The organism is Brucepastera parasyntrophica, assembly GCF_022376835.1.
Classification (GTDB): domain Bacteria; phylum Spirochaetota; class Spirochaetia; order Treponematales; family Treponemataceae; genus Brucepastera; species Brucepastera parasyntrophica.
This window is the reverse complement of record NZ_CP084606.1, coordinates 477,452-493,555: the sequence shown is the minus strand read 5'-3', so window position 1 is coordinate 493,555 and position 16,104 is coordinate 477,452. Positions and strand designations below refer to the sequence as shown.

At 46.4% G+C, this 16,104-nt stretch carries 15 protein-coding genes and 1 pseudogene; all 16 read left to right on the top strand.

Translation table 11 applies throughout. From position 1 onward, the window contains the following. Positions 1 to 40: 40 nt before the first annotated feature. The 16 genes and pseudogenes from ftsZ (at position 41) to fliJ (ending at position 16,001) form a co-directional block, all read left to right on the top strand. Positions 41 to 1,252 (top strand): cell division protein FtsZ, encoded by a 1,212-nt coding sequence (gene ftsZ / locus K7I13_RS02295; protein ID WP_255947642.1) that lies wholly within the window; start codon positions 41 to 43, stop codon positions 1,250 to 1,252. Beyond that, a complete protein-coding gene (locus K7I13_RS02290; protein ID WP_255949194.1) occupies positions 1,249 to 2,142 on the top strand; it encodes a tyrosine recombinase in 894 nt (297 codons plus the stop codon). The genes ftsZ and K7I13_RS02290 overlap by 4 nt, the downstream gene beginning before the upstream one ends. Before the next feature lie 376 nt (positions 2,143 to 2,518). Continuing rightward, on the top strand, positions 2,519 to 2,905 hold the full coding sequence (locus K7I13_RS02285; RefSeq protein WP_255947641.1) for a tetratricopeptide repeat protein: 387 nt from the start codon (positions 2,519 to 2,521) through the stop codon (positions 2,903 to 2,905). Beyond that, a complete protein-coding gene (gene dprA / locus K7I13_RS02280) occupies positions 2,892 to 3,863 on the top strand; it encodes a DNA-processing protein DprA (protein ID WP_255947639.1) in 972 nt (323 codons plus the stop codon). Before K7I13_RS02285 ends, dprA begins: the two co-directional genes overlap by 14 nt. 66 nt (positions 3,864 to 3,929) lie before the next feature. Beyond that, on the top strand, positions 3,930 to 6,086 hold the full coding sequence (gene topA, locus K7I13_RS02275) for a type I DNA topoisomerase (protein ID WP_255947637.1): 2,157 nt from the start codon (positions 3,930 to 3,932) through the stop codon (positions 6,084 to 6,086). 2 nt (positions 6,087 to 6,088) lie between these two features. Beyond that, positions 6,089 to 7,045: a tyrosine-type recombinase/integrase gene (locus K7I13_RS02270; protein WP_255947635.1), complete on the top strand. Its 957-nt coding sequence runs from the start codon at positions 6,089 to 6,091 to the stop codon at positions 7,043 to 7,045. A gap of 13 nt (positions 7,046 to 7,058) precedes the next feature. Further along, the gene (hslV, locus tag K7I13_RS02265) at positions 7,059 to 7,598 is read left to right on the top strand and encodes an ATP-dependent protease subunit HslV (protein WP_255947633.1); all 540 of its coding nucleotides are present in this window, start codon (positions 7,059 to 7,061) and stop codon (positions 7,596 to 7,598) included. A 4-nt stretch (positions 7,599 to 7,602) separates the two neighbouring features. After that, on the top strand, positions 7,603 to 9,063 hold the full coding sequence (hslU, locus tag K7I13_RS02260; protein ID WP_255947631.1) for an ATP-dependent protease ATPase subunit HslU: 1,461 nt from the start codon (positions 7,603 to 7,605) through the stop codon (positions 9,061 to 9,063). 55 nt (positions 9,064 to 9,118) lie between these two features. After that, positions 9,119 to 9,532, top strand: a complete 414-nt coding sequence (gene flgB / locus K7I13_RS02255; protein ID WP_255947629.1) for a flagellar basal body rod protein FlgB — start codon at positions 9,119 to 9,121, stop codon at positions 9,530 to 9,532. A gap of 13 nt (positions 9,533 to 9,545) precedes the next feature. After that, positions 9,546 to 10,001, top strand: coding sequence for a flagellar basal body rod protein FlgC (gene flgC, locus K7I13_RS02250; protein WP_255947628.1), 456 nt, complete (start codon positions 9,546 to 9,548; stop codon positions 9,999 to 10,001). 3 nt (positions 10,002 to 10,004) lie between these two features. Then, entirely contained in the window at positions 10,005 to 10,313 is a 309-nt protein-coding gene (fliE, locus tag K7I13_RS02245) for a flagellar hook-basal body complex protein FliE (protein WP_255947627.1), read from the top strand. An 80-nt stretch (positions 10,314 to 10,393) separates the two neighbouring features. Beyond that, positions 10,394 to 12,097: a flagellar basal-body MS-ring/collar protein FliF gene (fliF, locus tag K7I13_RS02240; protein ID WP_255947626.1), complete on the top strand. Its 1,704-nt coding sequence runs from the start codon at positions 10,394 to 10,396 to the stop codon at positions 12,095 to 12,097. A gap of 3 nt (positions 12,098 to 12,100) precedes the next feature. Further along, positions 12,101 to 13,180 (top strand): flagellar motor switch protein FliG, encoded by a 1,080-nt coding sequence (gene fliG / locus K7I13_RS02235; protein ID WP_255947625.1) that lies wholly within the window; start codon positions 12,101 to 12,103, stop codon positions 13,178 to 13,180. 13 nt (positions 13,181 to 13,193) lie between these two features. Further along, positions 13,194 to 14,128 (top strand): annotated as a pseudogene (fliH, locus tag K7I13_RS02230) (flagellar assembly protein FliH). Positions 14,129 to 14,136: 8 nt separating this feature from the next. After that, on the top strand, positions 14,137 to 15,573 hold the full coding sequence (locus K7I13_RS02225; RefSeq protein ID WP_255947624.1) for a FliI/YscN family ATPase: 1,437 nt from the start codon (positions 14,137 to 14,139) through the stop codon (positions 15,571 to 15,573). Next, positions 15,570 to 16,001, top strand: coding sequence for a flagellar export protein FliJ (fliJ, locus tag K7I13_RS02220; RefSeq protein WP_255947623.1), 432 nt, complete (start codon positions 15,570 to 15,572; stop codon positions 15,999 to 16,001). The genes K7I13_RS02225 and fliJ overlap by 4 nt, the downstream gene beginning before the upstream one ends. Positions 16,002 to 16,104: the final 103 nt, after the last annotated feature.

Below are 16,104 nucleotides of genomic sequence, written 5' to 3'. Positions count from 1 at the left end.
TAGAGATAAATAATTATCTGTTTTTCTGGGGGAGGAACAAATGAATTTTGAAATAATTGAACAGAAGGAAGCGAATCCAACAATTATTAAGGTTGTGGGCGCGGGCGGAGGCGGTTCCAATGCGGTTAACCGTATGATGGCAAGCGGCCTTCAAAATGTCGAATTTATTGTCGCTAATACCGATATGCAGGCATTAAATTATGCGAATGCGCCGATAAAACTGACTATCGGATCAAAACTGACCGGAGGTCTCGGGGCCGGCGGTAAGCCGGAAATCGGTGAAAAGGCCGCCGAAGAAGATATAGAAGCCATTACCAATGCTGTCCGCGGCGCTGATATGGTTTTTGTTACGGCAGGAATGGGCGGAGGAACCGGTACAGGGTCTATTCCCGTTATTGCCCGGATTTCCCGGGAACAGGGAGCCTTAACAGTCGGAGTAGTTACCCGCCCCTTTGATTTTGAAGGAAAAGTAAAACAGAGACTGGCTGATGAAGGAATTGAAAAACTCCGTGAGGCTGTAGATTCTCTTATTGTTATCCCCAATCAGCATTTACTGAAACTTGTTAACAAACGCACTCCCATCCGGGATGCATTCCTCATGGCTGATGATGTTCTCCGTCAGGCTGTTCAGGGAATTTCCGACCTGATAACCCGTCCCGGAATAATCAATATTGATTTTGCCGATGTAAAAACGGTCATGGAAGGAAAGGGCGATGCGATTATGGGTACCGGCCTCGGCGAAGGCGACAACCGGGCTGTTAACGCTGCGACAAATGCAATCAATAATCCTCTTCTTGAAGACTCGAATATTGAAGGCGCGAATCATATTCTTATTAATATCACCGGCAGCGATGAACTGACCCTGTATGAAGTTGAAGAGATTGTAAAGATTATTACGGCGAATGCTGACGGAAACGCTCTGATCACATACGGAACCGCCTTTGATAACTCTCTCGGCGACCAGATAAATGTAACTGTTGTCGCCACAGGCTTTATTCCTCTCAACGCCCATTATCCGGTCGGCGACAAGACTGCGAAGGTTCATGCGGAAAAGGCAAAGCCTGCAGATAACGGCGATTTTGTAAGCGGGGCCGAGTGGAAACAGTGGAATGACCGGAGCCAGAAAACAATATCAGGCCTGGGTACACGAAACAGCAGTATGCCTATTTCCTCAATGAAAATGCCGGCTGCTGCGGATGATCTGGAAATACCTGCTATTGTCCGGATGCAGCAGCAAAAGGCCGAAAACTGAAACCCCGGCTGGTACGTTCATTTTATGCTTTCTTAATCACCGGAGAGTCAGCATCCGAGCTGACTGCCGAGACTTATGCAGGGACGGTGCAGTTTTTTTTGGAATGGCTTGAAGATAAAGGGATACAGATTCAATCCGTTACTCCGGAAGCTTGCATAGGTTTTATAAACGAGCGTGCTTTTTCGGGAATAAAGGGGAAAACACTTGCAAAAGATATTGCGGCATTGCGTTCATTTTTCCGGTTTTTAATTCTGGAACGCATATGTACGGAAAATCCTGCGGAGCTTCTGGAAAGCCCTTCGCGCGGGAAACATCTTCCGCGTGTACTTTCTCCCGAGCAGGTAAATATATTTCTCGCGGCCATTCCGACAGAAAAACCGAATGGTATACGGGACAGGACCCTGTTTGAGCTGATATATTCATGCGGACTCAGGGTAAATGAGGCAGTTCTTCTTTCTCTGCCTGATATTCATTTTAAAGAAAGAATGATTGTTGTTACCGGAAAAGGAAGAAAAGAAAGGCTCGTTCCTTTTGGGAATGAGGCTGAAAAATGGCTGCGCATATATCTGGATGGCCCCCGGCAGCTGCTGCTCGGAAACCGGATTTCAAGCGCCGTTTTTCTTAATAGCCGGGGAGGCCGGATTACCCGCAAGGGAATCTGGAGCCGGTTTCAGGAGATAGAAGTGCGGTCGGGCATAACTGCGAAAATCCATACACTCCGCCATTCATTTGCAACCCATATGCTGGCGGGCGGGGCTGATCTCAGATCAGTGCAGGATCTGCTCGGACATGCGGATATTTCGACTACGCAGATTTATACCCATATTGAAGATGAATCTTTGGGATTATATCACGCCGAGTTTTTTGATAATTTGCAGGACAAAAAATAATTTTTGTCCTGATAAGAATACACGGAGGTTGCATTATGAAATATTTCTATAAAATACTATTTTCGGGCCTGATCTTGTCTCTGTTTGTTTCCTGCGGTCCAAACACAAATATGATACGGCGGATGCAGGCCCTGGAAGAAGGTGTTGATAATCCGACCACAATCGATGAACTCACCGATGCAATAAAGAAATATCAAAACAGGGTAGAAGATATTATTAATGCTGAAATAAGGGTTGGTACCTGGTATAAAATTCTCGGGACCCGTTATCTTGATAACAGAATGTATGGCAAGGCCCTCGAGAATTTCAGGATGGCAATAGAATATTATCCGACAAACCAGAATCTTTTTATTATGTCGGGGTTTGCGCCGGATATATGGCAAAGGCCGCCCTTGACTATAATGCAACGGGAAGCGATCTTGACCAGCAGCGGTATTATGCACTGGCTGAATCAGCATATTTGCGGGCAATCGAGATTGAACCCCGGTATGTCAGGGCTTTATACGGACTTTCAGTTTTATATGTCTTTGAATTTGACCAGCCGGAAAGGGCCATTCCCTATCTTGAGCTGATAAACGAGATTGAAAAAAGGAATTTTGATGCGATGTTTGTGCTGGGGCGTGCCTATTACTCAATCGGCGAGTATGATAAATCCATTGCAATGTATGACAGAATACTTGCTTCGACACGGGCGGAAGATATAAGGGCCAATGCGGAGACCAACAAATCTTTTGTTCTGGAAAGGGCCTATGGACAAAACTGAATTAACTTTGGGGCTTGTGTACTGCCAATTTCTCTCATGTGCAGAAAAAGAGTTTCTGTGGGAAAAACTTGACAATATTCAGGAGCTTGCGTTACTTTCTATAGAAGATATTGGTTATCTTATCGGCCGGAGGATGCGTTCAGATTGTGTATGGGCGCCGGCGACACTGAAGGACAGAATCCAGCATGATCTGGAAATAATGAATAAATTCGGTATTCATTTTGTTTCCATTATTTCATCTGAATATCCGCCCCAGCTTCGGGAAATATATGATCCGCCTTTTTGCCTTTTCTGGCGGGGGCAGCTTCCCGATCCCCGGAAACCTCTTGTGGGAATGGTCGGGACACGTTCTCCTACCGGGGATTCCGTTCTGGCGGCCCTGCGTTTGGGAAGAGAATTTGCTGAGGCGGGAATTTCCGTGGTTTCCGGACTTGCTTATGGCATTGACGCCTTTGCGCATAAAGGAAACACTGAAGGCGGCGGAGCTTCAGTCGGGGTGCTGGCCTGCGGTGTTGAACAGATTTATCCGCGGAGCAATTGCCGTCTGGCGGCTAAAATGCTTGACTGCGGCGGCTGTCTGCTCAGTGAATATTCTCCGGGTTCCAAACCCCTCCAGTTTCGCTTTCCCCAGCGTAACAGGATTATTTCAGGGCTGTCACGGTCCGTTATTGTTATTGAGGCTCCTGAAAAATCAGGCGCACTGATAACGGCTGATTTTGCTCTTGAACAGGGCCGTGATTTATATGTATATGGCGGAGCTTTGAGCTCGGTCAGAGGAAAAGGTATTCAATTACTGTATGAACAGGGCGCTCCGGCCATTTCCAAAGCCGCAGAAGTGCTGGAATTGTGGAATTCCCCGCTCATACAGGGTGAGAAAAAACAGCAGAAAAAGAATACAGGTTCTTTTTCTGCTTATGCTGCGGCCGGAACGGAAATGCAGCAAATGCTTGATTTTTAAAAATCGGCTTATTAACTCCGCAGGCTTCGAGAGCTGCGAATTTAAGGATATGCAGGAGTACTTACTATGCCTTCCAAAGGTACCGCAAAGAAAAAGGAAGATTCAAAATCTGCGCTGGTTATTGTTGAATCACCGGCTAAGGCAAAAACAATTGAAAAGTATCTTGGCGATGGATATGTTGTTAAAGCATCAATGGGGCATCTGATAGATCTCCCGAAATCCCGCCTTGCAATTGACGTTGACCATAATTTTCAGCCCGAGTATATAACAGTCCGGGGCCGGGCCAAAATACTGAAAGAACTGCAGTCTGATGCGAAAAAGTCCAGAGAAGTTCTTCTTGCGAGTGATAATGATCGTGAAGGTGAGGCTATTGCCTGGCATTTACGTAATTCTATCAAGTCAAAATATGATGTACCTATTCGCCGGATTGTTTTTAATGAGATTACTCCCCAGGCAATCCGGGAGTCTGTTCAGCATCCCCAGGAAATTGACGAATCAAAGGTTAACGCGCAAAAAGCCCGAAGAATTCTTGACCGGCTCGTCGGATATAATCTTTCCCCGCTTTTATGGAAAAAGGTAAAAAATGGGCTTTCCGCCGGCCGGGTTCAGTCTGTTGCGCTCCGCCTTATCTGCGAACGTGAAAAAGAAGTCGAAAATTTTATTCCGGAAGAATACTGGTCGCTTGACGCTGATTTTATCAAAGGACGTCATGAATTTACCGCCCAACTGGTTCAATATCGCAATGAAAAACCGGAGCTGAAGGATGAAGAATCAGTCCGAAAAATCATCGATGAGATTGGTAACAGTGAGTGTGAAATTACAGACATAAAAGTTACGGAAAAAACCATACATCCCAAGCCTCCTTTTACAACATCCAAACTGCAGCAAATGGCGGCGAACCGGCTTGGTTTTACTTCCAAAAAGACTATGCAAATTGCCCAGCAATTGTATGAGGGTATTGCGATCGGTTCGAACAGAGTCGGTTTAATTACATATATGAGGACCGACTCCGTCCGCATATCAGCTGTCGCACTTGAGGAAGTCCGCAAATGGATTTCCGAAAAGTATCCCGCGGAACTTCCGCCTGCGGCAATAGAGTATTCAATAGAAAAAAAAGCCCAGGATGCGCATGAGGCAATACGTCCGACTTATGTTACCTATACGCCTGATTATGTCAAGGAATTTCTTACCCGCGATCAGTACAGATTATACACCATAATCTGGGAGCGTTTTGTTTCGAGTCAAATGATAAACGCGCGCAGCCGGACATCCAGTATTGAAATCCGCGCGGGCGAGGCTCTGTTCCGCATTTCTTCCACAAAGATTTTTGAAAAAGGTTTTTATAAAGTTATAAAGACCCTGATTTCAAAAGAAGAAAAAGAAAATCTGCTGCCTGAAATGAAAATCGGTGAAAAACTTGAAGTGAAAAGTTTTCATCCTGAACAGCATTTTACGCAGGGACCTGCGCGTTACACGGACGCTTCTATTGTTAAAACGCTGGAGGAAAAGGGAATAGGCCGGCCATCAACTTATGCGCCTATTATTTCCGTACTTCTGGACCGGTATTATGTTACCCGTTCAAATAAACAGCTTGTTCCAACCCAGCTTGGAAGGATAATCAACGACATACTTGTTGAACAGTTTCCATCGGTAATCGATGTAAATTTTACGGCGAATATTGAAAATGAACTCGATCAGGTCGAAGAAGACAAAATTGAATGGCCTGAAATGCTTAAAACATTTTTTACGCCTTTTAAGCAGCAGGTAGATCAGGTAATGGAGAACCTTGACAGTATAAAAGGCACGCTTGACGAACCCACTGACTATACCTGTGAAAAATGCGGCAGGCCAATGATGAAAAAACTTGGGCGGTTCGGATTCTTTCTTGCCTGTTCCGGTTTTCCCGAATGCAAGAATACCCGTTCCATCCCGCTCGCAAAATGTCCCCGTCCCGGCTGTGACGGCGAAATTGTGGCGCGCAAGACAAAGGGCAGAGGCAAGGAATTTTACGGATGTACAAATTATCCGGAATGTGATTTTATCACGCACTTTAAACCCATAAACGCCAATTGTCCGAAATGCGGACAGTTCCTTGTGGAAAAGTATGATAAAAAGAACGGGGCCTTTAAATCCTGTATTAATCCGGAATGTGATTATTTGCATACCCAGCAGGAAGCTGCGGAAGAACCGGAGGCCCTGGAAAATAAGGATGTGGAAGAATAGAGATGGATCAGTATTTTGAAAACTATCTTGCGTATATTGCAGGCATCAGAAATCTTTCCCCCCGAACTGTAAGCAGTTATCAGAATGATTTAGCTCTATTCGATGCATATTTGTCCGGAGAATCCCCTCTTGAAGCAAATACAGCCGATATACGCCTCTTTCTTGCTGATCTTGGCAAAAAAAACTATGAACCGTCCAGTATAAACAGGACACTGGCTGCCGTACGCGGGTTTTACCGGTATCTCATCCGGTTCGGATTGAGAAAAGACAATCCAGCTTCGGGAATCCGTAATCTGAAAGTTCCGCAAAAATTGCCCCGGTTTCTTTTTGCAGAGGACGCGCAGAAATTCTGCGCATCGCCTTCAGGAGGAAATCTGTCCGGAGAAGACGCTGGTAATCCGGCTTCAGAGGAAAGTCATAAAAAAGCTAAAAAGCCTTCACTATGGCCTGCGCGGGATACCGCTCTGCTCATGCTGTTATATTCAACAGGCTGCCGTGTTTCCGAGCTTGCCGGATTGAAAATGGAAGACATGGGAGCGTCAGGGACTTCCGCCATTGTTACCGGAAAGGGCAATAAGGACAGGAAGGTTTTTTTCTCAAAACCGGCGCAGGCGGCCCTCGCCGGCTATTTGCCGGAACGGAAAGCATTGCTTGATACCATGCAGGAAAACACGGCCGGAAAAAAAGCCTTATTTATTTCCCGTCGGGGAAACCCTCTCTCTGTGAGAGGGATACAGTTTATTGTCGCTCATTATTCGGAAAACAGCAATGAACTCCGGCATTTATCTCCCCATGCCCTGCGTCATTCATTTGCAACAACAATGATAAACCGGGGTGCCGACATACGAATTGTTCAGGAACTTCTCGGACATGCGAGTATTTCCACTACCCAGAAATATACTCATGTGACCCAGGAGCAACTGAAGGAATTATATCATCAGACACATCCCCATGGATAAAGGATTTATGGTTATGGAAAAAGAAATTTTCAGAAGTACTACTATTGTAGCGGTCCGCCGGAACGGAAAAATTGCCATGGCAGGTGACGGACAGGTCACTATGGGAAATACTATTGTTAAACCGAATGCCCGCAAGGTTCGTAAAATTTTTGACGGAAAAATCATTACCGGATTTGCTGGAGCGACAGCTGATGCATTTACGCTCCTTGATAAATTTGAGATGAAGGTAAAAGAATATGATGGTGATATTACACGTTCCGCCGTTGAACTTGCAAAGGAATGGCGTACAGACAAAGCCCTGAGGAATCTCGAAGCTCTGCTTTTAGTAGCCAATAGCGAAAAAATACTTCTTATCTCCGGTACCGGGGATGTTATTGAGCCTGAAGATGATGCGCTGGCGATCGGTTCCGGCGGTAATTATGCATATGCCGCGGCCCTGGCTTTTTTGGAATCCACTGATCTTTCCGCGCTTGAAATTGCACAAAAAAGCCTGGCAATTGCGGGAAGGATATGCATTTATACAAATGAACACATACTTGTAGAGGAATTATAATATTATGGAAAAACTGGAAAATCTGACACCAAAAGAAATAGTTGCTGAGCTTGATAAATATATTATCGGTCAGAATAAGGCAAAAAGGGCTGTCGCAATCGCCCTCCGGAACCGGACCCGCCGTCTGAAGCTCCCTGAAGAGGTGCGGGATGAAATTGCCCCGAAGAACATTCTCATGATAGGCCCGACCGGGGTTGGAAAAACCGAAATTGCCCGGCGGCTTGCGAAACTGTGCGATGCACCCTTTCTCAAGGTAGAGGCGACAAAATATACCGAAGTCGGATATGTGGGGCGTGATGTGGAATCAATGATCCGCGATCTGATGGCTGTCGGATATAATATGGTTAAGACTGAAATGCAGACTGCGCTTAAAAGTGAAGCGGAAAAACAGACTGAAGAAATACTTCTTGATCTGTTATTGCCCGGAACGGGTAAAAAAGCCTCCCAGTCGGCAAAGGTTTTCTCTGACGCCGCCAAAAGGACTCCGTCAACTGAAACAGGATCAATTACTATTGATATGACACAGAATGAGGACGTTCTGACCCCTGTCCGCATGGATGACACTTCTTCAGAGACTAATTCTACCAGAGAGAAATTCCGGCAGATGCTTCATGAAGGCAAACTGGAAGACAGGGTAGTTGAAGTCCAGACCCAGAAGTCCGGAGTCCCCGCCTTTGAAATTTTCGCAGGTTCTTCAAACCTTGAAGACCTGGAAATGAGCATGGCAAATATAACCAATATGATAACCGGGGGCGGCCGCAATAAAAAGAAACAGGTAACTATTGCGGAAGCGCGGAAAATTATTGAAGCCGAACAGCTGGACAAAATGGTAGATCCTGACAGGATAGCCGAAGAGGCAAAAAACCGTGTGGAACAGATGGGCATTATTTTTATCGACGAAATTGACAAGGTCGCAAACAGAAGCGAGCGCTCAGGCGGTCAGGATGTTTCAAGGGAAGGCGTTCAGCGGGACATTCTGCCTATTGTTGAAGGGTCAAAGGTAAATACAAAATTCGGTGTGGTTGATACAACCCACATACTTTTTATCGCTGCCGGCGCCTTTAATATTTCAAAACCCAGCGATTTGATCCCCGAATTGCAGGGCCGCTTCCCGCTCCGGGTTGAACTGGAATCACTTAATGCGGAAGACTTCAGGCGCATCCTTCTTGAGCCGAAAAATGCACTGACCCGTCAGTATACGGAACTGCTTTCAACCGAAAATGTCACTATCACTTTTACCGATGAATCCATTAACCGTATGAGTTTCCTCGCCGCAGAGGTGAATTCACGGATGGAAAATATAGGCGCCCGCAGGCTCCACACCATAATGGAAATGCTTCTGGAAGATATTTCCTTTAACGCAAGCGACATGTCAGGGCAGTCAGTGGAAATTACCACGTCCTATGTTGATGAACGGCTCAGCGGAATCGTTCAGGATCAGGATTTGTCACGGTATATTTTATAAAATACTTAACCGTGAGACGTTTTACGCCGAAACAATAGTGAGGGAGGAAGGAATTATGAACAGTTTTACAAAAACAACTGATTTACTGCACCGCGCAATGGATGTAAGTACTCTCCGCTATTCTGTTTCGGCAAATAACCTTGCGAATTCCGGTTTGCCGAATTTCAAACGCACTCAGGTGAATTTTGAAAGCGAACTGAAGCGGGCTCTTGATTCCGAAAAAGCTGCCGACGGCGAATTCCGGCTGGCAACCACAGACGAGCGGCACATAAAATCAAATAGCACACTTGATTACCGGAAAGTCGAGCCGCGCAGAGTTCTGGACTATACTACGACGGAAAATGCCAACGGTAATAATGTGAATCCTGAAGAAGAAGCAATGGAACTGCTCCGCATCCAGCTGAACTATCAATTGCTTACACAGCTTCAATCCTTTGAATTTGCCCAGGCAAATTCAGTTCTGAGATAGGTGAGGTGAACTAATGGGACTTTTTACCAGCATTAATATTGCGGCAACAGGAATGACCGCCGAACGCCTGCGCACGGACGTTATTTCTGATAATATCGCCAACGCTTCCACCACAAGGACCCAGGACGGAGGGGCATTCCGCAGAAAACGGGTCGTTCTCGCCCAGCGTGAAAGCGGAATTGACTGGAGAACACCCTTTGTTCCTTCTGATCTGGACCGGGGTCCCGGCAAGGGGGTTTCCGTAAAGGGAATAGAGGAAGATAATTCGGCCCTGAGGCTGGTGTATGATCCGACACATCCGGATGCAATCCAGTCCGGCCCCAAGGCGGGCTATGTGGAATATCCTAATGTTAATATCGTATCTGAAATGGTAGACCTTATCTCGGCCTCACGGTCATATGAGGCGAATTCATCAGTCATTCAGGGTTCAAAAGAAATGTTCGCGCGCGCGCTTGAAATAGGAAGGTAGTAAATGACAGTAACACCGGTTGAAGTTGATAATTTCCGTTCCAGAATGGTTTCGGGATCAAATCTTATAGATAACGCCGTACGTCCGGAAACAGCAAGTTTCGAGCAGACCCTTCTTGCCGCGTTTGACCGGGTAAATGAAAAGCAGATTGCAACGGACAATATTGCGCAGCAGTTAATTGTCGACCCGGAATCGGTGGATGTGCATGATGTAACTATAGCGATGGCCCACGCAAATTTATCACTCAAAATTGCGCAGACCGTTATTGACAGGGTAATAAAAGGCTGGAATGAAATTACAACCAGCCGATAATTATACTATAAAAAAATAACAGGTTGTGATATAATTACAATTATATTGTAATTAGTTCGTTCTGTAACGGGAGGGGGAACATGAACGAATGGCTTAAAAAGCTCATTTCTCAGGTAAAAGCGCTGTGGTCGAAGTGGACCTTGGTTCAAAAGCTGATTCTTTTCGGCGTCATTGCGGTTGCAATTGTCGGAATTGTTGTTTTGGTTTCAGTTTCCGCATCACCATCCATGGTGCCGCTTATTGACACACCAATTACGGATGAAGCTGTCCGCGACAGAATCATTGTCCGGCTGAATCAGGAAAATGTCCACGCAAGTGTATCCGCAACGGGAGTTATATCCGTCGCCGATGACGCCACCGCAAGAAGAATGCGTTCCATTCTCATCAGTGAAGACCTTATCCCGCAGAATGTTGATCCCTGGTCTATTTTTGATATTGAGCGCTGGACAATTACCGATTTTGAACGGAATGTAAATAAAAGACGCGCGATTATTGAACAGGTCCGTTTGCATATCAAGGCCATTGATGATGTGGATGACGCCAGTGTTGTGGTTAATATTCCTGAACGGACCCTTTTTACTGCCGACCAGAATCCTGTAACGGCAAGCGTTGTTTTATTCCCGAAACCCGGCAGCGATATTACCTCAAACCGGAAAAAAGTTGAAGGTATTCAGAAAATCCTGAAATTTGCTGTCGAGGGACTGAAGGATGAGAATATCACAATAGCCGATAATTCCGGAAATATTCTGAATGATTTTGAGGGAATGAAGGAATGGGACCGTCTCACCCGGATTGAAAAAGAACAGAAAATCATTGCCCGGCTTGAATCCGAATACAGCGCGAAGGTTCTGACCTCTCTCCAGAAGATTTACGGCATGGACCGCGTCCGGGATTTGAACATCAAAATCGAAATGGATATGTCAGAGAAGACTATAAACACAAGGGATTATCTGCCTACAGTTATCAGATCGGATAATCCTGACACGCCTTATGATGATTCGGAAATAGTCGAAACCATAACCCTTTCTTCAGAACGCTCCCAGACCACCTGGGAAGGTGTCGGCGGCAATCCTGAAGGCCCTTCCGGTGTTGAAGGCCAGACCCCTCCCGCCTACAAAGATATGTCAAATTTATACGGGAAATCCACCCAGACAATCGAAAAGGTAAATAATCTGGTCGGACAGAGAGACACCCTTGAAACCGCCAGCCCCGCAATGGGACGGAGGACTGTTTCCGTTAATATAGACGGGGTGTGGGCAAAGAAACGGGATGAAAACGGTAATTATATTATCACGAACGGAGGTATCGAACGTGAATATACGCCGATTGCCGAAAGTGAAATTCTGGCTGCCACAAGGGCTGTGCAGGACGCCATAGGGTACAACCGCGGACGCGGCGATTCCGTAAGTGTTCTGAATATCCAGTTTGACAGGACTGACCAGTTTGAAAAGGAAGACGGGGCTTATCTGCGCCAGATTCAGACCCAGAGGACAATTTTATATTCCCTCATTGCTGTTGCCGCCATCCTGATTGCTTTTATTGTATACCGCATGGTAACCCGCGAACTCGAACGCAGAAGACGCATGAAAGAAGAAGAAATGCTGCGTCTGCACCAAATGGAACGCGAAAAAACCCTGTGGGAAGTGGAACAGGCCGGAATGGAAGTTTCCATGTCTGTTGAAGAACGTAAACGTCTGGAACTGCAGGAAAATGCAATTAATATGGCAAAGGAACATCCTGAAGATGTTGCCCTGCTTATCCGGACCTGGCTGATGGAGGAATAGTTCATGGCTGCTCAACCCACTACTGCTAAGACAGGGCATGACAAAAAAACAACATCCTCTTCCTCAAAAAAAAGCAAGGACCTGAAGGCCCTGAACGGCCGGCAGAAAGCTGCAATTTTTCTCGTTTCCCTGGGATCCGAAATATCGGCGGACATTTTCAAACATTTGCGTGAAGATGAAATAGAAACCCTGACCTTTGAAATTGCCCGCCTGGAAACCGTTGAACCTGAAATAAAGGATGCGATCCTCCAGGAATTCCAGGACCTGATGCTCGCTCAGAACTTTATCACAACGGGCGGTATTGATTATGCCCGGGAACTTCTGGAAAAATCGGTCGGAAGCCAGAAGGCTATTGATATTATAAATCGTCTGACGAGTTCGCTGCAGGTTCGTCCCTTTGATTTTATCAGAAGGACTGACCCCGCCCATCTGCTGAACTTTATCCAGCAGGAACACCCCCAGACAATAGCTCTTATTCTTGCATATCTGGAGCCGGAAAAAGCGTCCGTAATTCTGCAGAACCTTCCTGATGAAATCCAGAGCGAGGTCGCAAAGAGAATAGCGACTATGGACAGAACTTCTCCCGATGTACTTCGGGAAGTCGAGCGGGTTCTCGAGAAAAAACTTTCAACTCTGTCCAGCGAAGACTATGCAGCTGCCGGCGGTGTTGAAAGTATTGTTGAAATACTCAACCTTGTTGACCGCTCTTCGGAAAAATCCATTATCGAAGCGCTCGAAGATGAGGACCCCGATCTTGCGGAAGAAATCAAAAAACGCATGTTCGTTTTCGAAGATATTGTTATGCTCGACGACCGCGCTATTCAGAAAGTGCTGCGTGAAGTTGATACTCAGGAGCTTGCCAAGGCCCTTAAGGCGGTTGATACCGAAGTTCAGGATAAAATATTCAGAAACATGTCGAAACGCGCCGCAGGTATGCTCAAGGAAGACATGGAATATATGGGCCCTGTCCGCCTGAAGGATGTTGAGGAAGCCCAGCAGAAAATCGTGTCAATTATCAGACACCTTGAGGATTCAGGCGAAATTGTTATTGCACGTTCCGGTGAAGATGAACTTGTTGTGTAAATGGCGGTAGTATATGGCGAAAACTGTTTTTCATTCTAATGAAATCAAAACCTCCGACGAAAAAGTCGTCCTTCATCTCCCAAAACAGTTTGTTGAAGAAACTCATGTTGAGGATGTTGTTGCGGAACCCGTATATGAGGGTCCGACTGTTGATGACCTGAAACGCGAAGCTGACGAATGGCTTGAACAATGGGAACTTGAAAAGCAGGAAAAAATTTCCGCGGCCCAGGGAGAGGCTGATTCAATTATTAAGGAAGCTGAACAGGCCGCCTTTTATGAGGTCAAACGTAAAACTGACCAGGCCCAGGTTATTGAGCAGCAGGCGAAAGATGATTCCGAAAAAATAATCGCCGACGCCCATAAAGAAGCCGAACGCATTATTGCCGAGGCAAAAAGTTCGATGGATGAAGAGCAGAAAAACGGGTATAAGGACGGTTTTAAGAAAGGACAGGAAGACGGCTTTAAGGAAGGGAACCTCGAAGCCCAGCGTCTTGTTGACCGTCTCCATACAATAATTGAACGGATGATGGATAAGAGGCAGGAAATCATTGCCGAGTCTGAGCAGCAAATTGTAGATCTGGTGCTTTTAATGACCCGCAAGGTTGTTAAAGTTATTTCGGAAAACCAGCGCAATGTTGTTGTTTCCAATGTTGTTCAGGCCCTGCGGAAGGTGAAGGGCAGGGGGATGTTATTATCCGTGTAAACCTCGCCGATGTTGCCTTAACTACCCAGCATATTAAGGATTTCCTTTCGGTCGCGGAAAATGTCAAGAACATAACCGTTGTAGAAGATTCTACCGTGGACCGCGGCGGCTGTATTATTGAAACAGACTTCGGCGCAATTGACGCCAGAATTGCCAGTCAGCTTAATGAAATTGAACAGAAGATTCTGGAAGTTTCCCCGATACGCACCCGCTCGAAATCGGCAAATCCGGTATCCCAGGAGTAAGTACCGTTATGGTTGAGATTTTCAATAAGTACATATCTGCGGTTGAGGAAACGGACCCGATAAAATATACCGGCTCCGTAATCAGAGTGCAGGGTATGCTGGTTGAAAGTTCAGGCCCCCAGGTTGTCATAGGAGAAGTCTGTCAGATAGTCCTTCCGCGGGGAAACAAAACCGTGTACGCGGAAGTAATCGGTTTGAATGGAACTACCGTACAGCTTATGAGCTACAGTGATATTCAGGGAATTGAGGTCGGCTGCCGGGTTATTGCCAGCGGCTCCGTACTGACTGTTCCTGTCGGCGATATGCTGCTCGGGCGTGTTCTTGACGGAATGGGCAGGGCAGCGGACGATAAGGAAGAAGTAATTTCCGAAAAAAGGTATCCTGCTATCGCTGCGCCTCCTGATCCCATGAAACGGAAACCTATTACCCAGCGCATTGTAACAGGCGTTCGGGCCCTGGACGGTCTGCTTGCTGTCGGACGGGGGCAGCGTCTTGGCATTTTTGCCGGATCAGGCGTGGGAAAATCGACCCTGCTTGGAATGATAGCGCGCAATACGAATGCGGATGTTAATGTAATTGCCCTGATCGGCGAACGCGGCCGTGAAGTTGTGGATTTTATTAAAAATGATCTCGGTCCGGCCGGACTTCAGCGTTCGGTTGTTGTTGTCGCAACCTCGGATCAGTCTCCTCTTGCCAGAATCAGGGGCGCATATACGGCAACCGCAGTCGCTGAATATTTCAGGGACCAGGGTAAAGACGTCATGCTTATGTTCGATTCCGTTACCCGGTTCGCAAAAGCCCAGAGGGAAATCGGCCTCGCAATCGGCGAACCCGCGGCCCAGCGCGGATATACCCCAAGCGTATTTGAAACACTCCCGAAACTTCTCGAACGCAGCGGTACTGCGGAGCAGGGGTCAATTACCGGATTTTATACGGTCTTGGTTGACGGTGATGATATGGATGAACCAATTTCAGATACAGTCAGGGGTATTCTTGACGGCCATATTATCCTCAGCCGCAGACTCGCCCAGCGTTATCATTACCCTGCAATTGACGTCCTCGCGAGTATTTCCCGTCTGGCAAACCGTGTATCAGGCGCTGTAACCAAAAAAGCAGTGGCTTTTATCCGCCGCCTTATGTCTGATTATGCCGAATCTGAAGATATGATTAATATCGGGGCTTACCAAAAGGGGACAAATCCTGCAATTGACGAAGCGATCGATAAACACCCCCAAATTGAAGAATTCCTGAAACAGGAAGTAGATGATCCGGCCCCCATTACCGGAACGCTCAAAATGATGGGAGAAATTGCGGACATTCTGATTCCCGAAAATGAAACGGGTATAATCACTGACAATCCCTCTGCTCCTGCCCGGACTCAGATACCGGACGAATCCGTGGAACCGGACGAGCAGTATTCCGGATCCATGACAAATGAAGCATGAAAAAATATGTTTTTTCCCTCCAGAAACTGTTAAACTTCCGCGAATTTCAGGAAAAAAAAACGGAGACTGAACTTATCAAAGCTATCGGCGCGAGGGATGCTATACAATTGAAACTGCAGGAGACGGCAAAAAAACGGGTAGCGGCTTCATCTTCCCGTGCGGGGTCCGTTCCTGTTGAAGATCTTGCGGCCATTGAATTGTATATAACCCGTCTGGATAATGAAAAGGAAAAACTTCTTTCCGATCTTGCGGCGGCCGAGCTCACCGTTGAACAGTGCCGGAAAAAATATATTGAAGCCAGCCAGGCTCGTCAGGTTATTACAAAGCTGAAAGAAAAACATAAAAACGAATGGCATAAAATGCTTCTCGATGAAGAAGCCGATATTCTTGATGAAATTGCCAATGCGCGAACCCGGAACCAGTCCTGATTTCAGATATGGAGACTTCCTCCAATTCCTGTAAAAACTTACACATTGTCATGTGTAAAGAAATGAAGTCTACACATTACTATGTGTAAGTTTTCTAAAGCCG